The 23,905-nt window shown below is 70.1% G+C and carries 23 protein-coding genes, 2 tRNA genes and 1 pseudogene; 15 read left to right on the plus strand and 11 right to left on the minus strand.

Annotated elements, in window-relative coordinates; translation table 11 throughout:
* Positions 1-28 precede the first annotated feature (28 nt).
* On the plus strand, positions 29-973 hold the full coding sequence (locus WA675_RS07715) for an AraC family transcriptional regulator (RefSeq protein WP_336083136.1): 945 nt from the start codon (positions 29-31) through the stop codon (positions 971-973).
* Between the two features lie 106 nt (positions 974-1,079).
* On the opposite strand, the gene WA675_RS07720 is transcribed toward WA675_RS07715, so the two are convergent.
* Both WA675_RS07720 and WA675_RS07725 read right to left on the minus strand, forming a co-directional pair.
* Positions 1,080-1,562 carry an NUDIX domain-containing protein gene (locus tag WA675_RS07720; RefSeq protein WP_336083137.1) on the minus strand — a complete coding sequence of 161 codons (483 nt, stop codon included), beginning with the start codon at positions 1,560-1,562 and terminating at the stop codon, positions 1,080-1,082.
* 5 nt (positions 1,563-1,567) lie between these two features.
* Complete coding sequence (locus WA675_RS07725; protein WP_336083139.1) at positions 1,568-1,996, minus strand: MarR family winged helix-turn-helix transcriptional regulator; 429 nt, start codon at positions 1,994-1,996, stop codon at positions 1,568-1,570.
* A 71-nt stretch (positions 1,997-2,067) separates the two neighbouring features.
* Between WA675_RS07725 and WA675_RS07730 the strand changes: the two genes are divergently transcribed.
* Complete coding sequence (locus WA675_RS07730) at positions 2,068-2,487, plus strand: winged helix DNA-binding protein (protein WP_336083141.1); 420 nt, start codon at positions 2,068-2,070, stop codon at positions 2,485-2,487.
* Positions 2,488-2,665: 178 nt separating this feature from the next.
* Here WA675_RS07730 and WA675_RS07735 read toward each other — a convergent pair whose 3' ends face one another.
* The 3 genes from WA675_RS07735 to WA675_RS07745 form a co-directional block, all read right to left on the minus strand.
* A complete protein-coding gene (locus WA675_RS07735) occupies positions 2,666-3,922 on the minus strand; it encodes an RNA polymerase sigma factor (protein ID WP_336083143.1) in 1,257 nt (418 codons plus the stop codon).
* Complete coding sequence (locus tag WA675_RS07740; protein WP_336083145.1) at positions 3,919-4,314, minus strand: YciI family protein; 396 nt, start codon at positions 4,312-4,314, stop codon at positions 3,919-3,921. The genes WA675_RS07735 and WA675_RS07740 overlap by 4 nt, the downstream gene beginning before the upstream one ends.
* A 90-nt stretch (positions 4,315-4,404) precedes the next feature.
* Positions 4,405-5,625 carry an NAD(P)/FAD-dependent oxidoreductase gene (locus WA675_RS07745; RefSeq protein WP_336083147.1) on the minus strand — a complete coding sequence of 407 codons (1,221 nt, stop codon included), beginning with the start codon at positions 5,623-5,625 and terminating at the stop codon, positions 4,405-4,407.
* A gap of 148 nt (positions 5,626-5,773) precedes the next feature.
* Between WA675_RS07745 and WA675_RS07750 the strand changes: the two genes are divergently transcribed.
* Positions 5,774-6,415, plus strand: coding sequence for a mycothiol-dependent nitroreductase Rv2466c family protein (locus tag WA675_RS07750; RefSeq protein ID WP_336083149.1), 642 nt, complete (start codon positions 5,774-5,776; stop codon positions 6,413-6,415).
* Between the two features lie 168 nt (positions 6,416-6,583).
* Here WA675_RS07750 and WA675_RS07755 read toward each other — a convergent pair whose 3' ends face one another.
* Positions 6,584-7,765 (minus strand): M48 family metallopeptidase, encoded by a 1,182-nt coding sequence (locus WA675_RS07755; RefSeq protein ID WP_336083151.1) that lies wholly within the window; start codon positions 7,763-7,765, stop codon positions 6,584-6,586.
* 36 nt (positions 7,766-7,801) lie between these two features.
* Between WA675_RS07755 and WA675_RS07760 the strand changes: the two genes are divergently transcribed.
* The 3 genes from WA675_RS07760 to WA675_RS07770 all read left to right on the plus strand — a co-directional run bounded on the left by WA675_RS07760 (position 7,802) and on the right by WA675_RS07770 (position 9,722).
* Positions 7,802-8,275 carry a ribose-5-phosphate isomerase gene (locus WA675_RS07760; RefSeq protein ID WP_336083153.1) on the plus strand — a complete coding sequence of 158 codons (474 nt, stop codon included), beginning with the start codon at positions 7,802-7,804 and terminating at the stop codon, positions 8,273-8,275.
* A 7-nt stretch (positions 8,276-8,282) separates the two neighbouring features.
* Positions 8,283-9,083 carry an Fpg/Nei family DNA glycosylase gene (locus WA675_RS07765; RefSeq protein ID WP_336083155.1) on the plus strand — a complete coding sequence of 267 codons (801 nt, stop codon included), beginning with the start codon at positions 8,283-8,285 and terminating at the stop codon, positions 9,081-9,083.
* A 243-nt stretch (positions 9,084-9,326) separates the two neighbouring features.
* Positions 9,327-9,722, plus strand: coding sequence for a hypothetical protein (locus WA675_RS07770; protein WP_336083157.1), 396 nt, complete (start codon positions 9,327-9,329; stop codon positions 9,720-9,722).
* A 54-nt stretch (positions 9,723-9,776) separates the two neighbouring features.
* Here WA675_RS07770 and WA675_RS07775 read toward each other — a convergent pair whose 3' ends face one another.
* Positions 9,777-10,733: a GGDEF domain-containing protein gene (locus tag WA675_RS07775; protein WP_336083159.1), complete on the minus strand. Its 957-nt coding sequence runs from the start codon at positions 10,731-10,733 to the stop codon at positions 9,777-9,779.
* Positions 10,734-11,375: 642 nt separating this feature from the next.
* On the opposite strand from WA675_RS07775, the gene WA675_RS07780 reads away from it, so the two are divergent.
* The 4 genes from WA675_RS07780 to WA675_RS07795 all read left to right on the plus strand — a co-directional run bounded on the left by WA675_RS07780 (position 11,376) and on the right by WA675_RS07795 (position 13,734).
* Positions 11,376-11,446, plus strand: a tRNA-Gly gene (locus WA675_RS07780).
* A 40-nt stretch (positions 11,447-11,486) separates the two neighbouring features.
* Positions 11,487-11,563, plus strand: a tRNA-Pro gene (locus tag WA675_RS07785).
* 36 nt (positions 11,564-11,599) lie between these two features.
* Positions 11,600-12,352, plus strand: a complete 753-nt coding sequence (fabG, locus tag WA675_RS07790; RefSeq protein ID WP_336083161.1) for a 3-oxoacyl-ACP reductase FabG — start codon at positions 11,600-11,602, stop codon at positions 12,350-12,352.
* A gap of 89 nt (positions 12,353-12,441) precedes the next feature.
* Positions 12,442-13,734, plus strand: coding sequence for a GDSL-type esterase/lipase family protein (locus WA675_RS07795; protein ID WP_336083163.1), 1,293 nt, complete (start codon positions 12,442-12,444; stop codon positions 13,732-13,734).
* A gap of 4 nt (positions 13,735-13,738) precedes the next feature.
* Here the strand turns inward: WA675_RS07795 and WA675_RS07800 are convergent, their stop codons facing one another.
* The 3 genes and pseudogenes from WA675_RS07800 to WA675_RS07810 form a co-directional block, all read right to left on the minus strand.
* The gene (locus WA675_RS07800; protein WP_336083165.1) at positions 13,739-14,098 is read right to left on the minus strand and encodes a hypothetical protein; all 360 of its coding nucleotides are present in this window, start codon (positions 14,096-14,098) and stop codon (positions 13,739-13,741) included.
* 174 nt (positions 14,099-14,272) lie between these two features.
* Positions 14,273-15,010, minus strand: a pseudogene (locus WA675_RS07805) (metallophosphoesterase); the annotation flags it as partial.
* A gap of 81 nt (positions 15,011-15,091) precedes the next feature.
* Entirely contained in the window at positions 15,092-17,560 is a 2,469-nt protein-coding gene (locus tag WA675_RS07810) for a phosphoketolase family protein (protein WP_336083169.1), read from the minus strand.
* Between the two features lie 166 nt (positions 17,561-17,726).
* On the opposite strand from WA675_RS07810, the gene WA675_RS07815 reads away from it, so the two are divergent.
* The 5 genes from WA675_RS07815 (at position 17,727) to clpX (ending at position 22,821) form a co-directional block, all read left to right on the plus strand.
* On the plus strand, positions 17,727-18,278 hold the full coding sequence (locus WA675_RS07815; RefSeq protein ID WP_336083171.1) for an FKBP-type peptidyl-prolyl cis-trans isomerase: 552 nt from the start codon (positions 17,727-17,729) through the stop codon (positions 18,276-18,278).
* A 138-nt stretch (positions 18,279-18,416) separates the two neighbouring features.
* Positions 18,417-19,775: a trigger factor gene (gene tig, locus WA675_RS07820; protein ID WP_336083172.1), complete on the plus strand. Its 1,359-nt coding sequence runs from the start codon at positions 18,417-18,419 to the stop codon at positions 19,773-19,775.
* Positions 19,776-20,015: 240 nt separating this feature from the next.
* Positions 20,016-20,591 carry an ATP-dependent Clp protease proteolytic subunit gene (locus WA675_RS07825; protein WP_336083174.1) on the plus strand — a complete coding sequence of 192 codons (576 nt, stop codon included), beginning with the start codon at positions 20,016-20,018 and terminating at the stop codon, positions 20,589-20,591.
* Positions 20,592-20,634: 43 nt separating this feature from the next.
* Entirely contained in the window at positions 20,635-21,297 is a 663-nt protein-coding gene (locus tag WA675_RS07830) for an ATP-dependent Clp protease proteolytic subunit (protein WP_336083175.1), read from the plus strand.
* 243 nt (positions 21,298-21,540) lie between these two features.
* Positions 21,541-22,821 carry an ATP-dependent Clp protease ATP-binding subunit ClpX gene (gene clpX, locus WA675_RS07835; RefSeq protein WP_336083176.1) on the plus strand — a complete coding sequence of 427 codons (1,281 nt, stop codon included), beginning with the start codon at positions 21,541-21,543 and terminating at the stop codon, positions 22,819-22,821.
* Positions 22,822-22,895: 74 nt separating this feature from the next.
* On the opposite strand, the gene WA675_RS07840 is transcribed toward clpX, so the two are convergent.
* Positions 22,896-23,705, minus strand: a complete 810-nt coding sequence (locus WA675_RS07840) for a hypothetical protein (protein WP_336083177.1) — start codon at positions 23,703-23,705, stop codon at positions 22,896-22,898.
* Positions 23,706-23,905: the final 200 nt, after the last annotated feature.

A 23,905-nucleotide genomic window follows, 5' to 3' on the forward strand; every position in this document is an offset into this window, starting at 1 on the left:
CGATAGGAATTCGTCTACGGTGGTGAGCATGGATCCGTTGAGTTCTTTGCTGAGTGGCATCCGTGCGGATGGATCGGTGGTGGCGCACGCCGTTCTGCGCGCCCCGTGGACCATCCGTTTCGCCGACGAAGCGCCACTGATCATGGTGACGGTACTGCGCGGCAGCGGCGGCACGCTGGTGCTCGCCGACGGTTCGCGCACCCGGCTGGTGCTCGGCGATACGGCCCTCGTGCAGGCCGGAGCCTCGTTCGAACTGCTCGACGGTGAGGCCGAACCCGCGCGCCCGCGCCTGGAGTACGAGCTGTCCTGCTTCGTGCCACGCGGTTTCGGTGCCGCCGAACTCGCCTGCGCCACACCGGAACTGGTCGAGGTGACCGGGGCGGAGGCGGAGACCTCGCTGATCGTCGGCGCCTACCGCGCGTCCGGGCGCAGGCACGAACGGCTGCTGCGGGCCCTGCCGCCGGTCATGGTGGTCGGCGGCGACACCGAGGTGTGCACCTGGCTGGAGGAGGCCGCCGCCGACGCCTTCCGCAATACCGCGGGCGCGCAGGCACTGATGGACCGGCTGCTGGACTGGGCGCTGGTCTGCACCCTGCGCAGCTGGCTCACCCAGCAGGGTGAGTTCGCGCCCGCCTGGTACCGCGGCATGGCCGACCCGGTGGTCGGTCCGGCCCTGGAAGCCATCCACGCCAAGCCTTTCCAGCGCTGGACGGTCGCGAGCCTGGCCACCGAGGCGCTGGTCTCGCGCGCCCTGTTCGCCAAACGCTTCACCGAGGTCATGGGTGAACCCCCGCTCACCTACCTCACCGAATGGCGCATGGCCGAGGCCGAGGAGCTGCTCGCCGACCCGGCCCGCAGCGTCGCCCAGGTGGCCACCACCGTCGGCTACTCCGACCCCTTCGGCTTCAGCGCCGCTTTCAAACGCTCACGCGGCCAGAGCCCCACCGAATTCCGCACCGCGGTGCGCGCGTGAGCTCAACGTCCTCGCGCAGGCCGGATGTCATGCTGTGGGTGAGCCGGAGGGGCTGACACTCGATCGATGCGCGTGCGGGGACTCCGCGGGTGCCGGGGGCGTCGTGTCAGGCGTTGCCGTCGAGATGGGTGGTGAGGCGGTCCAGGAACGGACGCTGGCCGGTGACGAGTTTGTCGCGGGCGGCGTCGGGGGTGAACCACGCGGCGCGGTCGATCTCCGGGAAGACGCCGGTGCGGCCGGAGCGCGGTGGCCATTCCATCTCGAAGGTGCCGGGGACGATCGCGGTGGTGTCGAGATCGCCTTCGACGGCCCACGCGGTGACGGTCTTGCGGCGGCCGCCGCTGCCGTACCGCACCTGACCGAGGTCGGTCCAGTCGCCGTCGGGGACGGGAAGACCCAGTTCCTCGGTGAATTCGCGGGCGGCGGCCGCGCGGGGCTGCTCGTCCGGCTCGTACTCGCCTTTGGGGATCGACCACGCCGAGGCGTCCTTCTTCGCCCACAGCGGCCCGCCCATGTGCCCGAGCAGCACCTCGATGCCGTCGCCGCAGTGCCGGTAGAGCAGGACGCCCGCGCTGAATCTCTCCGCCATGGACCTCAGTCTGCCCCAGGCGGTCCGTCCAGGCCGTCGACGAAACGGCCGAGCAGGCGGGCGAATTCGTCGCGTTCGCGCGCCGACCAGCCGGTCATCGCTCGGTCGAAGGCGCCGCGGCGGCGCAGGTGGGCCTGCTCGACCAGCGCTTTCCCGGCCTCGGTGAGTTCCAGTAGCGAGCGCCGCCCGTCGGCCTGATCGGCGACCCGCCGCAGCAGCCCCCCGGCCACCGCGGTCGCGACCAGCTTGCTCGCGCGCGGCTGATCCACCGCCAGCGCGGAGGCGACCGTCGACACCGTCGGCTCGGCCGCGTCCTCGACCACATCGAGGACGTCGAAGGCCTGCCCACTCGGCTCACCTGCCCCCAGCGTGCGCCGCGTCTGCCGCCGCCGGATGGCGATCATCGCCCGTTCGATCCGCTCGACCTCGTCCACGCCGTCATGCTACCGTCGAACATGTACATGTAAAAGAACATGTAATTGTCCGAGACTATCTAGGTGCCGCCATGACCGAACGCCGTCTGATCGGCTACCAGGTGAAACGCCTGGACCAGCTGATCGAAGCCACCTTCGACCAGGCCGCCGCCGACGCGGGCATGACCCGCCGCGAATGGCAGGTCCTCAATACCCTCGTCCGCGCCCCGGCCGCCGCCGCGACCCTCCAGGACGCTCTGCGCCCCTTCTGGGAAACCACCACCGAGTCGGTCGCCGCCCTCACCGCAGCACTCACCACCCGCGGCTGGCTCACCCGCGACACCGACGCCCGCTTCGCCCTCACCGAAGCAGGCGTCACCGCGCACACCCGGGCCGCCCGCGCCGTCGCCGCCATCCGCGAACGCATGACGACCGGCATCTCCCGCGCCGAATTCGACGCCCTGACAACCACTCTCGCCCGCATGATCGGCAACCTGGAATCCGCCTGGTGACGGTGTCCGGCACGGCGCGACCAGCCTTGCCGCCGAGGTCGCGGCGCGGGACGTTGCCGCCGCCGTCGCGGAGGACGCGGAGGATCGGTTCGCCGCGGTGGGTGCGTCATGCCCGGCGGCGACAAGACGATGGCCCGCGACCCGCCGACTTCGGTGCGACGGGTCAACAGCGAGCCCGCTAACCGCCAGTGGTGATTCGGCCCCTCGCGGCAGGGTCGCCGGATTGGGTGCGCTCACCGGTGCGCAGGTGGGCGGCGCGGAGCAGGAGGTAGTCGCGCTCCGGCGTACTGGCGGTCTGCTGGGCGGCGCGCTGGTAGTCGGCCACGGCGGCGGCCGGGTCGCCCGCCATCTCGTGCAGGTGGCCGCGCACGGCGGCGAGGCGGTGGGAGCGGGCGAGGGCCTCGGCCACGGTGTCGGTGAGGGCCAGGCCCGCGGCGGGGCCGTGGACCATGGCGGTGGCCACGGCGCGGTTGAGGGTGATCATCGGGTTGGGGGTGCGGCGCTCCAGCAGGGTGTAGAGGGCGAGGACGCTCGGCCAGTCGGTGTCGTCGACATGGGATGCCTGGCCGTGCAGGCCCGCGATGGCGGCCTGGATCTGGTACGGGCCGGTGAGGCCCGCGGGCATGGTGGCGGTGAGCAGGCGCAGACCCTCGGTGATCTGGGCGCGGTCCCAGCGGGAACGGTCCTGTTCGGCCAGCGGGATCAGCTCGCCGTGCGGACCCGAGCGGGCGGCGCGGCGCGCGTCGGTGAGCAGCAGCAGCGCGAGCAGGCCGGTGACCTCGGAATCGGTGGGGAGCAGGGCGTGCAGGGCGCGGGTCAGCCGGATCGCCTCGGCCGACAGATCGGCGCGGCGCAGGCCCTCACCCGCGGTACTGGTGTGCCCCTCGGTGAAGATCAGGTACAGCACCTGCAGCACCGCGTGCAGCCGGGCCCGGTCGGTCGCGCCGTCGGCGAACGGCCGGGGCAGGCTCGCGAGCTTCTGCTTCGCCCGCGAAATACGCTGCGCCATGGTCGGTTCCGGGACCAGGAAGGCGGCCGCGATCTCGCCGGTGCGCAGGCCGCCGACCGCGCGCAGGGTCAGCGCCACCGCGCCCGCGGGCGGCAGCTCCGGATGACAGCACAGGAAATACAGGTCGAGGGTGTCGTCGCGACCGGACGCTTCGCCGGGCACCTCCCGCGCGAACACCGTGCTCTCCCGGCGCCGCCGCGCCACCTCCGCGCGCACCGCGTCGGCCATCCGGCGCTGCGCCACCTGGATCAGCCACCCGCGCGGATTCGCCGGTCTGCCCTCGGTGTCCCACTGGGTGGCCGCCGCCAGCAGCGCGTCCTGCACGGCGTCCTCGGCCAGCTCGAAATCGCCGAACCGGCGCACCAGCACACCGAGGACCTGCGGTGCGAGCTCACGCAGGAGGTCCTCGGTGAGTGGTTCGCTCACGCCTCGGGGGCGCTCATGACCTGGCGCACCTCGATGTACTCACCGATCGGCGCGCCGCCGGGACCGGGCGCGGCCGAGGCTTGCGCGGCGATCTCGACCGCCCGCTCGGGGGAGTCCACGTCGACGATCCAGTACCCGGCGAGGAACTCCTTGGTCTCCGGGAACGGCCCGTCGGTGACCACCGGCGCCGACCGCCCGTCGGAGTGCACGATCAGCGCCTGCTCGGGCCCGGCCAGGCCCTGCGCGTCGACGAGCTCCCCCGAGGCGGCGAGCTGCGCGCCCAGCGCCCGCTGGAAATCGATGTGGGCGGCGATGTCCTCGGGCGCCCACTCGGGCAGCGGGAGATCGCAGTGCGCTGTCTCGCCATAGGTCTTGACCAGCATGTACTTCATGACGTCAACTCCTGTTCCGTGGCGCCAGGGCGGCGCCTTCGACACATGGTCGGAGCTGGCGCGCCGGATTCGACAGACCCGCCCGCCCGATCACAGGGGAATATCCGGATTCGCCAGCAGCTCCGGATCCACCGGCTCGGCCGACAGGATGAGCTGCTTGATCCGGTCCGTCACATCCCAGACATTGACGTTCATCCCCGCCTTGACCCGGTTCCGCGAGTCCAGCCAGAACGCGACGAACTCGCGCTCGGACGGCTCGCCGCGCACCACCACGCGTACGTCGTCGCCCCGGCCGACATAGCCGGTGTACTCCATGCCCACGTCGTACTGGTCGCTGAAGAAGTACGGAAGCCGGTCGTAGACGGCGGATTTGCCGAGCATGGTCCGCGCGGCCACGGCGGGCTGGTTCAGCGCGGTGGCCCAGTGCTCCACCCGCACCCGCCGGTTCAGCACCGGATGCTGCTGTTCGGCGATATCGCCGACCGCCACCACATCCGGGTCGCTGGTGCGCAGCGCCTCGTCGACCAGCACGCCGCCGTCGTAGTCGAGCCCGGCCGCGATGGCCGACTCGATATTGGGCGCGGCGCCCACCGCCACCAGCACCGCCTGCGCCGGGACCACCGTGCCGTCGCCGAGCTGCACGCCGGTGGCGTTGCCGTCGTCGGTGAGGATGGCGTCGACGCCGATCTCGGTGCGCAGGTCGACGCCGTGTTCGCGATGCACCTCGGCGTAGAACGCGCCCATCTCCGGGCCCAGCGCGCCCAGCAGCGGCAGCGGCGCCGACTCGACCACGGTGACGTCCACGCCCCTGGCCCTGGCCTGCGCGGCCACCTCGAGCCCGATCCAGCCCGCGCCGATGATCACCAGCCGCTGCTCGGTCCGCAGCACCTGCGCGATCACATCCGAATCGCCGATGGTGCGCAGGGTGTACACATTCGGCGCGTCGGCGCCGGGAATCGAGAGCGTGCGTGGCCGCGAGCCGGTGGCCAGCGCCAGCTTGTCGTAGGACAGGGTGGACTCGTCGGGCAGGGTGACGGTTCTGGCGCGCGCGTCGAAGGCCGTGGCGGTGGTGCCCAGCCGCAGGTCGATGTGGTGATCGCGGTACCAGGCGGCCTGGTCGACGGTGAAATCGGGCAGCTGCTGGGTGCCTGCCAGATGCTGTTTGGACAGCGGTGGCCGCTCGTAGGGCAGCTCCTCCTCACCCGCCAGCACGGTCACCTGACCGTCGAAATCATTGGCGCGCAAGGCCTCGGCGAGCTTGGCGGCGGCGAGCCCGCCACCGATGACGACGAAATGCTGATTCGAGCTCATGAACGGACTCCTTCTCGCGGGCGACCGGACTCCTCGCGCACGAGCCTAATCCGCTCCGGCGCCCGGGGGAACGATTCCGGGGCCCGCGCGGTTGCACCTGACGGCGGGGCCCGTCTGCCCGCCGCCCGCTGACCCGAGAGGAAGACTCGTGAGCGATCAGGCCACGAAGGATGTCGTCGATTTCTGGTTCGATCCGCTGTGCCCGTGGTGCTGGATCACCTCCCGGTGGATTCTGGAAGTCGAGAAGGTGCGCGATATCGAGGCGCGCTTCCACGTGATGAGCCTGTCGGTGCTCAATGAGGGCAAGGACCTGCCCGAACAGTATGTGGACCTGATGGCCGCGGGCTGGGGCCCGGTGCGCGTCGCCATCGCCGCCGCCCAGAAGCACGGCGACGAGATCCTCGCGCCGCTCTACACCGCGCTGGGCACCCGCATCCACGACCGCCGCGCCGACTACGAGCGCGAGAGCACCAGCGAGACCCTGACCGCCGTGGTCGCCGACGCGCTGGCCGAACTCGACCTGCCCGCCGAGCTGGCCCGGGTCGCCGACAGCACCGACTACGACGAGGCCCTGCGCGCGTCCCACCACGCGGGCATGGACAAGGTCGGTCCCGATGTGGGCACGCCGACCATCCATGTCAACGGGGTCGCCTTCTTCGGCCCGGTCCTCTCCCGCATCCCGCGCGGCGACGACGCGGGCCGGGTGTGGGACGGGGTGGTCGCCCTGGCCTCGTACCCCCACTTCTTCGAGCTGAAGCGCACCCGCACGGAAGACCCGGTGTTCATCTGAGCGCTGGCGCGCTCGAGTTCGCGCCCCCTGGGGTCCCGTCGATCAGGCACCGTGGCTTGCTCCTTCGTCGCCTACGCCACGGCGCCTGATCGACGGGACGGGCGCGAACCGCCGACTGCGTCGGCGATCCCTCCTCGAGGTCGGGATGTGCGGGGCTGGGAGGGTGCCTCAGACCGGTTCGGGTGGGAGTGCGCGGGTCTTGGTCGTGAGTGGGTATCCGCCCGGGGGTGGGATCATGCCCGGTTGGGGTGGTTTCGGGCGCCAGAACATCGGGCCCGCCTTGCTGCGGTCGCGCAGGGCCCACATGCGCCACGTCAGGACCGGGTGGCTGGACATCGCGTTGACCAGCCAGACGAAGCCACCCTTCTCCAGGGCGGCGCGGTCGGCCATCTCGTCGAAGCCGACCTCGGCGTTGAGGTACTTGCCCGCGGCGAGGGTGGCCATCGCGCCGGGCGCGCCCTGCGGGCGGTTGCAGAAGCCGTGATTGTCGGCGGTGTACTCCTGGGCGCGGATCAGCGATGACCCCAGCACCGGCAGCCATGGCGCGACGAACATGCCCAGCTGCCGCCAATACGACACGTGCCCGGCGGCGATATGGCCCACCTCGTGGCCGATGATGAAGGCCAGCGCGTCGGGATCGCGCGCCGTGCCGCCGATCTCGAACAGGTCGCTGTAGACCACCACGAAGCGGCGGAACCCGTGCCCAGAGGCGAAGGCGTTGATCTGGCCGTTGCCCAGGATCACGTACGCGTCGGGCACCTTGCGCATCCCGAACCGGGCGGCCGCCTCCTGCACCATCCGGAACCCCTCGGGGAACTGGGTGGGCGACATCCTCACCCCGTTGATCCGCTGGGTCGCGTAGTTCATGCCACGCCCGGCCCACAGCAGGATCGGCGCGAACAACAGCAGCAGCACATACGGACTGGTCAGCACGGAGCCGACCTCCTGGCCCTGGTCGTCGACCAGCGGCCCGGCCACCGCCTCGATCAGCAGCATGAGCAGCACCAGCAGATAGGCGACCCCGGTGAGCATGATCACCACCACCAGCAGCGGGATCTCCCAGGGATGCCGCGCCGGGCGCCCGTAGGGGGACAGTCCGCGCGGCTGCCGCTGCGGCGGGATCGGCGGTCCGGGCGGGTGGTAGCCGGGGAAGGGTGCGTAGCCGCCGGTCGGCTGGGCCGGGAAAGCGCCGGTCGGCGCGGCGGGCTGGGCCCAAGGAGACGCGCTGTGCCGGGGCACCGGCCCGGTGCCGGTGTCCTCGCGCAGCGAGGGTTCCGCGTCGGCCTGTCCGCCGTGCGGCGGCGGTGGAGGACCTGCCGAAGGCGGGGAATGCGGTTCGTGCGGGTGCATGAAAACGACTCTAAGCGGCCTGACACAATCGCAGCCATGCGCGTTTACCTGGGTGCCGACCATGCCGGTTTCGAACTGAAGAATCACGTCAAGGCCCATCTGCAGGAGGCCGGACACGAGGTCGTCGATTGCGGCGCTCTCGAATACGACGCTCTCGACGACTACCCCGCCTTCTGCATCGAGGCCGCGCGCCGCACGGTGGCCGACCCGGGCAGCCTCGGGCTGGTCTTCGGCGGCAGCGGCAACGGCGAGCAGATCGCCGCCAACAAGGTCCCCGGCGCCCGCTGCGCGCTGGCCTGGAGCGTGGAGACCGCCAAGCTGGCCCGCGAGCACAACAACGCCCAGCTCATCGGCATCGGCGGCCGCATGCACACCACCGAGGAAGCCCTCGCCATCGTCGACGCCTTCCTGGCTCAGGCGTGGTCGGAGGAGCCCCGCCACCAGCGCCGCATCGACATCCTCGCCGACTACGAGAAGTCCGGCGAGGCCCCCGCGGTCCCCGCCTACTGACCGCGACTTGCCGGAAGGACACACCCTCCACCGGATCGCCGGACTCCATCAGGAGCGGTTCGCCGGTGGGGTGGTGCGGGTTTCGAGTCCGCAGGGCCGCTTCGCCGACGGCGCGGCCCTGGTGGACGGGCGGGTGCTGGAGCGGGCCGAAGCGGTCGGCAAGCACCTGCTGCACCACTACGCGGCCGGGCTGACCGTGCACGTGCACCTCGGGCTGTACGGCACGTTCAGCGAGTCCGCGCTGCCGATGGGCGCGCCCGTCGGGCAGGTGCGGATGCGGATGATCGGCACCATGGAATTCGGCACCGACCTGCGCGGACCCACCGCGTGCGAGGTTATGGACCCGGCCGAGGTCGACGCGCTCATCGCCCGCCTCGGCGCCGACCCGCTGCGCCCCGACGCCGATCACGAGCGGGCCGGTACGCGAATCCGCCGCTCCCGCCGGGCGATCGGCGCGCTGCTCATGGATCAGTCGCTGATCGCGGGGGTCGGCAATGTGTATCGCGCGGAAGTGCTGTTCCGGCACGGGATCTCGCCGTATCGGCCCGGCACCTCGATCGGCGCCGAGGAGTGGGACGCGCTGTGGGCGGACCTGGTCGCGCTCATGCCGATCGGTGTCGCCACCGGCCGCATGCACGTCGTCCGGCCCGAACACGACACCGGCGCACCGTCTTACGCGCAGGACAGGCCGCGCACCTACGTCTACCGGCGGCAGGGCGAACCGTGCCGGGTGTGCGGGACGCCGGTCGCGCACGCGGTCATGGAGGGACGAAATCTGTTCTGGTGCCCCACCTGTCAGCCGCGCTGAGTGCTGGACTCCGCGCGGGTTGGGTGCGGCGCCGCGATCCTCGGTCACCCGCGCGCACCAGGGACTCCGCGCGGGTTGGGTGCGGCGGATGCCGTCGACCGTAGGCCGTGCGATCATATCGGCATGAACGAGCGGGGGAGAGCGGCCGGTGCACGACCGGCGTACGCACCGAATCAGCATGGGGCCACGGGGGATTCCCGGTATCCGTCACCACGGACGACGCGCAACGGGATCGCGAATGCCGTGGATATCGTCGTATCCTACGGCCTGCTCGCTGCCGTCATCCTGGTAGTGCTGGTCACCCAGCCTGGCCTGCTGAGTATCGACAACTATCTGCCGGTCGTGCTCGGCGGCGCGGCGCTGCTGTTCACGATCACCGTGGTCAATGTGGTGCTGCTGCCCAGCCTCTGCGGCTCGAGCGTCGGTCAGCTGGTGACGGGCCTGGTCTGGATTCGCGGTGCCGACGGCACCCGGCCCGGCGTCACCGATATGCGGCGCGCGTTCTTCAAGCATCGCGGGGCCTTCCGGGTGGGCGGCGTCCAGCAGTTCGCCCCCGAGCTGGTCGTGGTGCGCCGCCGCGATCTCGCCGCGCCCGCACCCACCACCGTCACCGGATCCACCGGCTTCACCGAACACTGACCGATACCGGAATAGGTTGAGCCGGACCGCGAAGTGCAGGCTTCGCGATCCGACTCAGCCCGCGACCGCCGTTCCCAGTTCGGGGTCGCCCGATTCGGCGAGCGCGAAACGCCGCCCGCCCGCGGATTTCGCCGAATACATCGCGCGGTCGGCGCGACGCAGCAGGTCGGTGAAATCGCACGTCTTTCCCGGCGCGCAGAACGCCGTGCCCACACTCGCCGACACCGGGACCGGGCCCGCGCTCGACCACACCGGGTCGCGCAGCGCCGCGACCACGCGGTGTGCCAGCTCGCCGAGGGTGTCGCGCCGCGGATTGGCCGCGACGACGAACTCGTCGCCGCCGTAGCGGCAGATCACCGTCTCCGGCGGGCACACCTCGCGCAGCCGGTTGGCCAGCTCGACGAGGACCTCGTCGCCGATGGCGTGCCCGTAGCCGTCGTTGATCTGCTTGAACCGGTCCAGGTCGACCACCAGCACGCCGACGCCACGGGTGGGGTCGGCCGCGAAGGCGCGGACCCGTTCCTGCAGCAGGGTGCGGTTGGCCAGATCGGTGAGGGCGTCGTGGGTCGCCTCGTGGCGCAAGCGGTGCTGCAGCGCGGCGATCTCCTGGACGCGCAGTGACACTTTCGCCGAGATGTTCTGTTCCTGTTGTGCCAGCGCCCGTTCCTGCAGCGCCTGCGCGTAGCTGTCGATGGCCTGACTGGCGACCAGCGGCCAGCGGGTGGCCACCAGCGAGCCGGGCACGCCGGAGGGGAAGCCGAGCAGCCAACGGGTGGCGTGCGCCAGCATCCTGGTTCGTTCGAAGGGCGCCTCGGCCAGCCGGGCACCCAGCATCCGTGCCTGCGGCACCGGGAACGGTTCGGTCCTGGCCAGGTGCAGCAGGCGCTCGACGATCTCGACGAGAACCGGCTCCAGCTGGTGCGGCGCCGTGGACGATCCGGGCTCGGCACACACCGCGCGGGCCCAGGCGCGGGCCATCGCGGCGACCGGTGGCTCGATGTGGACAGTCATCGACATCACCGGCGGTCGGTGGCGACGGACATGCCACCTCGCTCGTTCGCACTGCTACGCGGTTGAGTCCACCGAGTTCGGTACACGCTCACCGCCCCCTTTCCAGATACCCCCGTCCGGCAAAAAGGATCCTAGCAAGCCACCCGAGACCGAAAAGTCGCGTTCTAGCACGCGTTACAGTCTCTCGCGAATGGCGATCGGGTATGACATCGCTGCAGCCGCTCTGGCGTTACACACTTTCCGGAGAAATTTTCAGAGCACCCGAATGTGCAGCGTATAGCCCTGTTCTGGGCGGTGGACGTTGGGTCGCCATGGGTCCCTCCTCGCCGGGGTCGCGCGCAATCTCATGGTGGCCTACTCGCCGCCCACACGCGAGGTTTTCAAGGAAAATTCTCCTATTTAATCCCCCGGTGGAGCAGGCGCCGGTTCCCCGATGGCGCGCACCAACCATCGTGTCCGCGTGGGGGTTTCGCCGATAGGGTCATTAGGCCCTAATCGGGCATAGGGTCCCGGCCTGCGGGTACTCGGGGCCGGGGCGCGCCGCGGGCGGGAGGAGGGGGCCTGATTGGCGTTTACCGCGCGGGGTTCGGTACAGTCGTGGCGCACACGACATCGTGGCGATCCCATCGATGTCGTATGCCTGCGGGTGTAGTTCAATGGTAGAACCTCAGCCTTCCAAGCTGATGGTGCGGGTTCGATTCCCGTCACCCGCTCAAACATGACTTCCTCGTCGGCGATCCCGCCCCGAGGCCTCGGGGTGTAGCGCAGCTTGGTAGCGCATCCGCTTTGGGAGCGGAGGGTCGCAGGTTCAAATCCTGTCACCCCGACCATCACCATCCGCCCAGCTCAGGGTCGTAGGAGATCGCATGACTGCCAAGGTCGCCGTTGTCACAGGAGCCGCGCGGGGCATCGGTGCCGCCGTGGCCGTCCAGCTCGCCGCCGACGGATACGCCGTCGCCGTGCTCGATCTGGACGCGGCCGCCTGCGCCGACACCGTCGCCGCCATCGAGGCCGCGGGTGGGTCCGCCCTCGCGGTCGGCGCCGACGTCAGCGACGAAGCCGCCGTCACCGCCGCGGTCGAGCGGATCGCCACCGAGCTCGGCGCGCCGGTCGTGCTGGTCAACAACGCGGGCGTGCTGCGCGACAACCTGCTGTTCAAGATGTCGGTCGACGACTGGGACACGGTCATGAACGTGCACCTGCGCGGCGCCTTCCTGATGACGCGAGCGGTGCAGAAGTACATGGTCGAGGCCGGTTTCGGCCGCGTCGTCAACCTGTCGAGCACCTCGGCGCTCGGCAACCGCGGCCAGGCCAACTACTCCGCCGCCAAGGCGGGCATGCAGGGCTTCACCAAGACCCTCGCCTTCGAGCTGGGCAAGTTCGGTGTCACCGCCAACGCGATCGCGCCCGGCTTCATCGAAACCGAGATGACCGCGGCCACCGCCGCCCGCGTCGGCGCCGACTTCGAGGCCTTCAAGGCCGCGGCCGCCACGCAGATCCCGGTCAACCGGGTCGGCAAGCCCGAGGACATCGCCAAGGCCGCCTCGTTCTTCGCGAGCGAGGGTGCGGGCTTCGTCTCCGGTCAGGTGCTGTACGTGGCGGGCGGCCCGAAGGACTGAGGTCCGGGTTTCCGGATTTCCCGGACACACCGTCCACGGCACTCTTACTGTGACCACCGGTAACGGTTCACGGTGGTAGGAGTCGTGTGGTGGGAAAGTGGTCTGTCGTCGTCGGTGCGGGAATCCTGCTGACGGCGGTGCTCGCTCCAGGTGGGGCCGCGGCCGCGCCCGCGTCGTGTGGTGACCGGGAGTGGATCGGCAGCTGGATGGCCGCGCCCTCGGATTCGTTCGGCGCGGTGGACCCGGCGCTGGTGCCGCAGCTGGCGGTCTCGGATCAGACCTATCGGGTGGTGATCACCCCGCACTACGGCGGTTCGCGGCTGCGCGTGCACCTGACCAACCGCACCCGGCCGGTGCCGATGACGGTGGGCCGGGTGACCGTCGCGGTCTCGGCGGGCGGTGCGGCCGTACGGCCCGAGACGCTGCGCGAGGTGACCTTCGGGGGCAGCTCCGGGGTGACCCTCGCCCCGGGTGCCGTTCTGGTGAGCGATCCGGTGGAGCTGGCGGTCGACGGGTTCACGCCGCTGGCGGTGAGCGTCCACCTGCCCGGGTTCGCTGTGCTGCCGACCGAGCATTTCAACGGCAACGCCACCAGTTATTACAGCCTCCCGTTCGCCGGTGACAGCACCGCCGAACCCGCGGGCGACCGGCTGGCGCTGCGGACCACGGCCGTGCCGCTGGTGTCCGGGCTGGATGTGGCGGATTCCGGGGCGGCGGGCGCGATCGTGGCGTTCGGCGACTCGATCACCGACGGCTACGTCGCCGCCAATTTCCTGGGGACACCGCAGGATCCGGGCGTCGTGGACCGGAATGCGCGCTATCCCGATTTCCTGCAGCGTCGCCTGGACGCGGCGGGCAAGCCGTTCGCCGTGCTCAATGCGGGGATCTCGGGCAATCGGGTGACCCGCGACGGGTTCATCCCGCAGTTCGGGCCCGCCGCGGTGAGCCGGGTCGACCAGGACGTGATCGGCAAGGCCGGGGTCACCGACGTGATCGTGCTCGAGGGCATCAACGACCTGGGCATCCCGATCGGGGCGAGCTACGAGCAGATCGTGGCCGGGTACACGACGCTGATCGAGCGGCTGCGTGCCGCCGGGCTGGCGGTGCACCTGGGAACGATCCTGCCCGCGAGCAATGCCCTCGCCGACGGCATGCTCACGCTGCCCTACTCGAATCCGGTGCGGCAGCGGATCAATGCCTGGATCCGGACCCAGACCCTGTCCGACAGCGTGGTGGATTTCGATGCGGCGCTGCGTGATCCGGCGAACCCGGACGTGCTCGATCCGCGCTTCGCCGGACCGGACAATCTGCATCCGAACGCGGCGGGCTACCAGGCGATGGCCGCGGCGATCGACCTCGACGCCTTCGTGGGCTGTCGGTAGCGGCTCAGGCGCAGCCGAAGCGGAAGTCGGCGCGCACCTCGGTGCCCGCGGCCACGTCGAGCCGGGCCGGTTCCCGGTCGTTGAGGCCGCAGCCGCCGGGCACGGTCGTCACTCGCGCCTCGTAGCAGCCGATCGGCAGGGCCACCGTGGCGCTGCCGTCCTTGCCGCTGACCAGGGTGGCGACCACCTGGTCGGTGCCGCACGCGGTGACGGTGATCTCCGCGCGGTTCACCGGAATCGGCTCCAGGCCGGTGATCGCGCGGACGGTCAGGGTGCCCGAGCCGGGCGGCGCCGGATCGGCGGCCGCGGCAGCGGCCACCGCCAGCGGACCGAGCGCGATCAGTGCGAGCAACGTACGGCGCATGAACCTCTCCTCACCGGCGAGTCGGGTTGTCCGGTGGTGATGGTAGGCGTCCGCCGCCCGGTCGTGGCCGGTCCCACGCGGATGTCGTGCCGACGATTCGATGACGATGACGATGACGATGACGGGCGCGGTGTGCGGCGAGCGCTACCCGGTGACGGGGGAGATGCCCGCGCGTTCGCTCCAGACCTGTTCGGCAGGGACCGACAGGGTGGTCCGCTCCGGGTAGCTCAGGGCCGACAGCGCGCCGCCGAAGACGGCACCGGTATCCAGGCACAGGGTGTTGTTGACCCAGCGCAGGGTGGGGGCGGGGGTGTGGCCGTAGGCGACGGTGGCGGCGCCGCGGTAGTCCCTGGCCCAGTCGTAGCGCACCGGCAGGCCGTGCGCGTCGACCTCGCCGGTCGGGGCGCCGTAGAGGGCGAAGGCGCGGGCGCGGCTGGAGGTGCTGCCGTGCAGGCTTTCCGGGAGACCGGCGTGGGCGATCACCAGGCGGCCGCCGTCGAGCAGATAGTGGCCCGGCAGCTCGCGCAGGAAAACGTGGGCGGCGGCACGGAATTCGGGGGTCTCCTCGGCCAGCTGGGCCAGCGAGCGTTCCAGGCCGTGCGCCACCCGGACCGCGCGGCCGTCGAGCGCGCGGATCAGTTTGAACTCGTGGTTGCCCATCACACACAGGGCGCGGCGGGCGGCGGCCATGCCCATGACCAGGCGCAGGACGCCGGGGGTGTCGGGACCGCGGTCGACCAGGTCGCCGACGAACACGGCGGTGCGGCCGTCGGGGTGGATCGCGTCGACCGGGCGGCCCGCCGCGTCGCGCGCGATCTCGTAGCCGAGCGTGCCGAGCAGGGACTCGAGTTCGCTCCGGCAGCCGTGCACGTCGCCGATCACGTCGAACGGCCCGGTCAGGTCACGGCGATCACGGGGGAGGGGTTCGGGGCGGCGGGGCTCGGTCATCGTCGGTCCATCGTGGCCCGGCGCCGGTCGCCGCCGCAAGCGGGTTCACCGGGCCCGGGGTACCGCGGCCTCCGGCCAGACCCAGTTCGCGACCACGGGGATGTCCTCGCCGTGCTCCCTGGTCCAGGTGCGGGCGAGCAACCGGGCGTCGACCATCTCCGCGCGCAGCCCCGCCGCGCGCTCGCGCAGGCCGGGTACCCGGTCGACCACATCGATGACCAGGTGGAACCGGTCCAGGTCGTTGAGCATCACCATGTCGAACGGGGTGGTGGTCGTGCCCTTCTCCTGGTAGCCGCGCACGTGCAGTTCGGCGTGGTTGGTGCGGCGGTAGGTGAGCCGGTGCACCAGCCACGGGTAGCCGTGGAAGGCGAAGATCACCGGGCGGTCCCGGGTGAACAGCGTGTCGAAGGTCGCATCGGGCAGCCCGTGCGGATGCTCGTCGGCGGGCAGCAGGCGCATCAGGTCGACGACATTGACCACGCGGATCCGCAAGTCGGGCAGGCGATCCCGCAGGATGGCGGCGGCGGCCAGGATCTCCAGGGTGGGGATGTCACCCGCGCAGGCCAGCACCACATCCGGCACCGTGCCCGGGTCGTCGTGGTGGCAGGCCCACGGCCAGATCCCCACCCCGCGCGCGCAGTGCAGCGCGGCCTCGCTCACCGAAAGCCAGTCCGGCCCCGGCTGTTTGCCCGCGACCACCACGTTCGCGTAGTGCAGCGAACGCAGGCAGTGGTCGTAGGTGGACAGCAGCGTATTGGCGTCCGGGGGCAGATACACCCGCACGATCTCGGGGCTCTTGTTGGCCACCACGTCCAGGAAACCGGGGTCCTGGTGGGTGAAACCGTTGTGGTCCTGGCGCCACACGTGCGAGGTGAGCAGGTAGTTCAGGCTGGGGATCTTGCGCCGCCACGGCACCGCGAGACTCGCGTCGAGCCATTTGGCGTGCTGGTTGAACATCGCGTCGACGATGTGGATGAACGCCTCGTAGCAGGTGAAAACGCCGTGGCGGCCGGTCAGCAGATAGCCCTCCAGCAGGCCCTGGCACAGGTGCTCGGAGAGCACCTCGAGCGCGCGGCCGGTGGGGCTCAGCGACACGTCCCAGTGGCCCACCTCGGCCTGCCAGTCGCGGCCGGTCACCTCGAGGATGTCCTGGAGGCGGTTGCTGGCCAGCTCGTCGGGAGCCATGGTCAGGAAATTGTGCGGATTGTGGGCGGTGACATCGCGCAGCCAGCCGCCGAGCACGCGGGTCGCCTCGTGCTCGCCCGCGCCGGGCGACTCGACCGGCACGCCGTACTCGCGCCAGTCCGGCAGGTCCAGCGCGCGCACCAGCAGGCCGCCGTTGGCGACCGGGTTCAGGCTCATCGGCGCGTCGGGGACCTGGTCGAGCAGGATCTCGCGCGGCCGTCCGCCCTCGTCGAAGAGCTCCTCGGGGCGGTAGGAGCGCAGCCACTGCTCGAGCACCTCGCGGTGCCGGGGATCGGTGCGGGCGGCGGGCAGCGGCACCTGGTGGGCGCGGAAGGTGCCCTCGACGCGTTCGCCGTCGACCACCGGCGGGCAGGTCCAGCCCTTCGGGGTGTGCAGCACGATCATCGGCCAGCGCGGCCGGGTGGTGTCGCCGTGTTCGCGGGCGGCGCGCTGGAACTCGGCCACGCGATCGAGGCAGGTGTCCAGCGCGGTCGCCATGGCCTGGTGCACCGGCGCCGGGTCCTCGCCGGAGACGATCAGCGGCTCGTAGCCGTAGCCGCGCAGCAGCTCGATCAGCTCGCTCTCGGGGATGCGGGCCAGGATGGTGGGATTGGCGATCTTGTACTCGTTGAGCGCCAGGATCGGGACCACGGCGCCGTCGCGCGCGGCATTGAGGAACTTGTTGGCGTGCCAGCTGGCGGCCAGCGGGCCGGTCTCCGCCTCGCCGTCACCGATCACGCAGAACACCGTGAGCGCGGGATTGTCCAGGGCGGCGCCGTAGGCGTGCAGCAGGCTGTAGCCCAGTTCGCCGCCCTCGTGGAACGAGCCGGGCGTCTCCGGCGCGCAGTGACTGGGCACGCCGCCGGGGAAGGAGAACTGGTGGAACAGCCTGCCCATGCCCGCGGCGTCGCGCGGGATGTCCGGATACAGCACGGTGTAGGCGTCCTCGAGCCAGGCGCAGGCATTGGGACCGGGGCCGCCGTGGCCGGGGCCCGCCACGAACACCGCGTCGAGGCCGCGCCGCCGGATCTGCCGATTCGCGTGCGCCCACACCAGATTCAGGCCCGGCACCGTGCCGAAGTGGCCGAGCAGGCGCGGCTTGATGTCGGTGGGTTCCAACGGCGCGCGCAGCAGGGGATTGCGCATCAGATAGATCTGGCCGACGGCCAGATAGTTGGCCGCGCGCCACCACGCGTCCACCGCGACCAGCTCGTCCCGGTCGAGGGGGCCGGGCGCCTCGCCGAGGACGTAGGGCCGCGGGGCGATGGTCTCGCCCTCGCCACCGCCCACATTGTCGGCCGCGGTATCGATATCGCTGGTCTGGCTCATCGCGGGGCTCTCCTCGCTCGGCTGTGCCGCAGCGCCGTCCGCGCCGCCGGGGGACCTGCCGGATGACGCCCGACCCCGCGCGGCACCCGGGTGGAGAAACGCAGCACCGAGCCTACCGCCGTGCCGGGTCGACGCGCCGCCCGCGCGGTCGATTACTGTGCGGGCCATGCATTCTCTCGGCAGGATCATCGGCATCGGACTCGTCGCGGCGGCCGCGGTCACCAGCGCGGCCTGTGGCTCGGACTCGGAGTCGACCGGCTCGGCGACGACCAGCGTCACCGCGGGCGGCAGCACGGAGAGCAAGGGCCGCGAGTGCACGGCCGAGGACGTGCAGGTCGAGGGCGGCTACGGCGACGCCCCGCAGATCACCATCCCCGACGACTGCGACCCGCCCACGACGCTGATCGTCAAGGACCTGGTGCCCGGCAACGGCGCGGGCGCGGCGGCCGGACAGCCGCTGACCATGAACTACGCGCTGGTCACCTGGTCGGACAAGCAGACCCTGGACAGCTCGTTCCAGCGCGGCAAGCCGTTCCAGCTGACGCTGGGCGCGGGCCAGGTCATCGAGGGCTGGGACCAGGGCCTGCTCGGCGTGCAGCAGGGCGCGCGGCGGCTGCTGATCGTGCCGCCGGACCTCGGCTACGGCGCGGGCGGCAACGGCGTCCCGCCGAACGAGACGCTGGTCTTCGTCACCGACGCGGTGCAGGTCGGGCGCTAGCGCGCCGGTCGGGCAACCGCCGATTGCACGACCGCGAGGGCGGTCAACTACCCTGGTCGGGATGCGTACGCCGCACCCGGTCCGGGAGCGACGTCCCATGCGGGGACACCACTGAACTACGAACCAAGGAGCATGTCCGTGAAGAGCACCGTCGAGCAGCTGAGCCCGACCCGGGTCCGGATCAACGTCGAGGTGCCCTTCGAGGAGCTGAAGCCCGACTTCGACAAGGCGTACAAGGCGCTGGCCCAGCAGGTCAAGATCCCCGGCTTCCGTCCCGGCAAGGCCCCGGCCAAGCTGATCGAGACCCGCGTCGGCCGTGGCGCCGTGCTGGAGCAGGTCGTCAACGACGCGCTGCCGGGCCGCTACGCCGAGGCCGTGCAGACCGCCGAGGTGAAGGTCATCGGCCAGCCCGAGATCGAGATCACCAAGATCGAGGACGGCGAAGAGCTGGCGTTCACCGCCGAGGTCGACGTGCGCCCCGAGATCACCCTGCCCGACTACTCGGGCATCGAGGTGACCGTCGATTCCTTCACCATCGAGGACGCCGACATCGAGCAGCAGCTCACCTCGCTGCGCCAGCGCTTCGGCACCCTGACCGGTGTCGAGCGCGCCGTGCAGGACGGCGACTTCGTCTCGATCGACCTCTCGGCCACCGTCGACGGCGAGGACGTCCCCGAGGCGGCCACCACCGGCCTGTCGCACGAGGTCGGTTCGGGTCAGCTGATCGAGGGCCTGGACGAGGCCGTCACCGGTCTGAAGGCCGGCGAGTCCGCCGAGTTCACCTCCACCCTGGTGGCCGGTGAGCACGCGGGTAAGGAAGCCGTCATCACCGTGACCGTGCAGTCGGTCAAGGAGCGCGAGCTGCCCGAGGCCGACGACGAGTTCGCCCAGCTGGCCAGCGAATTCGACACCATCGACGAGCTCAAGGAAGACCTGAAGGGCCGCGTCGAGCGGACCAAGAAGGTCGAGCAGGCCGGGCAGATCCGCGACAAGGTGCTCGACACCCTGCTCGAGACCGTCGAGGTCCCGCTGCCCGAGGCCGTCGTCAAGGCCGAGGTCGACGCGGTGCTGCACGACGCCGTGCACGGCTTCGACCACGACGAGGCCAAGCTGGCCGAGGCGCTCGAGGCACAGGGCTCCTCCCGCGAGGAGTTCGACAAGGACACCAAGGAAGCCGCCGAGAAGTCGGTGAAGACCCAGCTGCTGCTCGACGCCATCGCCGAGGCCGAGAACACCCAGGTCGGCCAGCAGGAGCTGACCGAGCGGATCCTGTTCCAGGCCCAGCGCTACGGCATGTCGCCGGAGCAGTTCATCCAGCAGGTGCAGCAGGCGGGCCAGCTCGGCGCGGTCTTCGCCGACGTGCGCCGCGGCAAGGCGCTGGCCGGGGTGGTGACCCAGGTGAAGGTCACCGACTCCGAGGGCAACGCCGTCGACACCGCCGAGATGTTCGGCGAGGCCGAGGATTCCGCCGAGGCCGTCGAGGCAGCTGCCGAATAAGTTTGTGGGGCGTGATTTGATTGCGCACGTGAGGGAGCGCAGCGAGCGAACCAAGGTCGCAGTGCGCCTCGCGCAGAGCGGAATCGAGCGCAGCGAGATTGCGCTCTGAGCGAAGAAGGGCGGTACCGGGAGTTCGGTGCCGCCCTGCTTCGTTAGTGTTTGTGACGACGAACCGTTGGGCCGTTAGCAATCGGTGAGAAGAGAAGGCAGGTATCCGTGACAATCAACCAGGCAGGGGTCATGACAGCCGCTACTGCTGGTCTCAACCTCAGTGATTCGGTGTACGAACGGCTGCTGCGCGAGCGCATCATCTTCCTGGGCACCCAGGTCGACGACGACATCGCCAACAAGCTGTGCGCGCAGATCCTGCTGCTCTCGGCCGAGGATCCGACCAAGGACATCTCCCTCTACATCAACTCGCCCGGTGGCTCGGTCACCGCGGGCATGGCGATCTACGACACCATGCAGTTCGCCGAATGCGACATCAAGACCGTCGCGATGGGTCTGGCCGCCTCGATGGGGCAGTTCCTGCTCACCGCGGGCACCCCGGGCAAGCGCTTCGCGCTGCCGCACACCCGGATCATGATGCACCAGCCGTCGGCGGGTATCGGTGGTTCGGCCGCGGACATCGCGATCATGGCCGAGCAGTTCGCCCACACCAAGCGTGAGCTCAACGAACTGCAGGCGCAGCACACCGGCAAGACCGTCGAGCAGGTGACCGAGGACGCGGACCGCGACCGCTGGTTCACGGCGAAGGACGCCCTGGAGTACGGCTTCATCGACCACGTGGTCACCCACGCCAACCAGGCCAAGTAGCGCCGCCGCGCCCCACCCACTCGAGACAAGCTTGGAGACCAAGATGGCCAATCTGATCGACCCGCGCGGCCTCGGCGGCGCCGCCGCCGCGAACCCGCAGTCGCGCTACATCCTGCCGCAGTTCACCGAGCAGACGTCGTTCGGCATCAAGACCTCGGACCCGTACAACAAGCTGTTCGAGGAGCGCATCATCTTCCTGGGCAACCAGGTCGACGATGTCTCGGCCAACGACATCATGGCGCAGCTGCTGGTGCTGGAGTCCCAGGACCCCGACCGCGACATCACCATGTACATCAACTCGCCCGGTGGCTCGTTCACCGCGCTGATGGCGATCTACGACACCATGCAGTACGTGCGCCCCGACGTGGTGACCGTCTGCCTGGGTCAGGCCGCCTCCGCCGCAGCGGTGCTGCTGGCCGCCGGTGCGCCGGGTAAGCGCGCCGCGCTGCCCAACGCCCGCGTGCTGATCCACCAGCCGTCCTCGGGCGGGGTGCAGGGCCAGGTGTCCGACCTCGAGATCGCCGCGGCCGAGATCGAGCGGATGCGCCGCCTGATGGAGGTCACCCTCGCGCGCCACACCGGCAAGACCGAGGAGCAGATCCGCAAGGACACCGACCGCGACAAGATCCTCACCGCCGAAGAGGCCAAGGACTACGGCATCGTGGACCAGGTCTTCGACTACCGGAAGCTCAGCGGTCAGAAGTGACACGCCCGGGCCCGTCGCCGTGTTTGGGCGGCGGGCCCACCTTTTTCCCGCGGGTCGGCTCACAATGGTGAGAACCCGCACAACAGCGAACAGAAACATGCGCGAGTTGTCGACCTCATTCGCGCACAGCAGGTACGGTCGACTCAGGGACCACTGCTCTGATTGACGGCACCGAAAACGAGTTTTTCCGGCCCAATCGGGGGACGACGGTCGCACTCGGACAAGGAAGTAGGGACCTACGAGATGGCGCGCATCGGAGACGGCGGCGATCTGCTCAAGTGCTCGTTCTGCGGAAAGAGCCAGAAGCAGGTCAAGAAGCTCATTGCGGGCCCCGGGGTCTATATCTGCGACGAGTGCATCGATCTCTGCAACGAGATCATCGAGGAGGAGCTCGCCGAGTCGAGCGAGGTCAAGCTCGACGAGCTGCCCAAGCCCTCGGAGATCCGGGACTTCCTGGAGAACTACGTCATCGGCCAGGACACGGCCAAGCGCACCCTCGCGGTGGCGGTCTACAACCACTACAAGCGCATCCAGGCGGGCGACAAGGGTCGTGACAGCCGTGGTGAGACCGTCGAGCTGGCCAAGTCGAACATCCTGATGCTGGGCCCGACCGGCTGCGGCAAGACCTACCTCGCCCAGACGCTGGCCAAGATGCTGAACGTGCCGTTCGCCATCGCCGACGCCACCGCGCTGACCGAGGCGGGCTATGTCGGTGAGGATGTCGAGAACATCCTGCTCAAGCTCATCCAGGCCGCCGACTACGACGTCAAGCGCGCCGAGACCGGCATCATCTACATCGACGAGGTCGACAAGATCGCCCGCAAGAGCGAGAACCCCTCGATCACCCGCGATGTCTCCGGCGAGGGCGTACAGCAGGCGTTGCTGAAGATTCTGGAAGGTACTCAGGCGAGTGTGCCGCCGCAGGGCGGTCGCAAGCACCCGCACCAGGAGTTCATCCAGATCGACACCACCAATGTGCTGTTCATCGTGGCGGGCGCGTTCGCGGGCCTGGAGAAGATCATCTCCGACCGCACCGGGCACCGCGGCATCGGCTTCGGCGCCGAGGTCCGCTCCAAGGCCGAGGTCGACACCGACGACCACTTCGCCGACGTGATGCCCGAGGACCTGATCAAGTTCGGCCTGATCCCCGAGTTCATCGGCCGCCTGCCGGTGGTCGCCTCGGTGACCAACCTGGACAAGGACTCGCTGGTCAAGATCCTCTCCGAGCCGAAGAACGCGCTGGTCAAGCAGTACGTGCGGCTGTTCGAGATGGATGGTGTCGACCTCGAGTTCACCACCGACGCGCTCGAGGCCGTCGCCGACCAGGCGATCCTGCGCGGCACCGGCGCCCGCGGTCTGCGCGCCATCATGGAGGAAGTCCTGCTCCCGGTGATGTACGACATCCCCGGTCGCGACGACGTCGCCAAGGTGGTCGTCAACGCCGACACCGTCACCGAGAACGTGCTGCCGACCATCGTGCCCCGCAAGGCCCAGCGCGCCGAGCGCCGCGAGAAGTCCGCGTAGCGGACGTCCCAGACAGCACTCAGGGCTCGTGCTTCCCGGTCATCCGGGAGCACGAGCCCTGGGTTTTGTGACGGTCAGTTCTCGCGGAACGATGGCGCCGCGGCGAGCAGATCCTGCGCGTCGTCGGCCGGGATCTCGGCGGACGCGCGGGCGATGGCGGTGCTGTAGCGGGCGCTGGCGGCGTTGTGGATCATCAGGGCGACGCCGATCATCACCGGGGCGATGCCGTGCACGGCGGCGTCGTAGAGATTGCCCTCGCTGAAGTGCGGGTAGGTGTTGAGGGCGATGGTGAGGGTGAGCAGGAACAGCTCGGCGATCAGCACCTGGTTGCGGTTGCCGACCACGCCCCACTCCGAGACCCGGGTGGTGCCGATCATGATGATGATCAGGCAGACGCTGATCATCGCCTCCAGGCCGAAGCTGGCCCAGTAGAGCGGGTCGCCGGGGCCGCCGGGGGCGATGTTGTGCTGGACGTTGACCGCCGACCACAGCATGCCCGTGATCACCACGCCCGACAGCGCCCGCAGCGACCAGGTGCGGTGCTGGTAGAGCGAGGCCAGCCGGGCCCGCGGATCGGATTCGCGGCGCTGCGCGGCGATGGCCTTGCGGGCCAGCATCAGGTCCGCCATCTCGGCGCGCTCGAGCTCGGCATTGGTGTCGCGCAGCCGGTCGGCGTGGCTGGAGGCGGCCTTGATCTGCTTCCAGCGCTGATCGCGCTCGTAGGTGCGGATCTTCTCGGCCAGTTCGCGCTCGGCGCGCAGCTCGTCCTCGGACAGCGCGTCGGTCAGCGCGGGGTCGGATTGGTATTCGATGCGGCGCCGGGCCCGTTCCACCCGTGCGGGTAGCGAGACGACCTCGTCGTCGGGCAGGGTTTCCTCGCGCATCGCAACAACTCCAGTGGACAAAGGGTGTGCCGGGTCGCGTCATTCTTAGCGCATCGCGCGGCGGAGCACACATCCGCGGGCCGTGTCGCGCGACCCGCGGGAGGTGGCAAAACCTCTGGCGCACAACTGTGTAGCTGTCGCGAGCACTCGGCGGGGATACGGTGACGACCGGTGGGGCCGGTCGCGCCCGGGGTCGAGGA

Origin of the sequence: Nocardia sp. SSK8 (genome assembly GCF_037034205.1) — a bacterium.
GTDB lineage: Bacteria > Actinomycetota > Actinomycetes > Mycobacteriales > Mycobacteriaceae > Nocardia.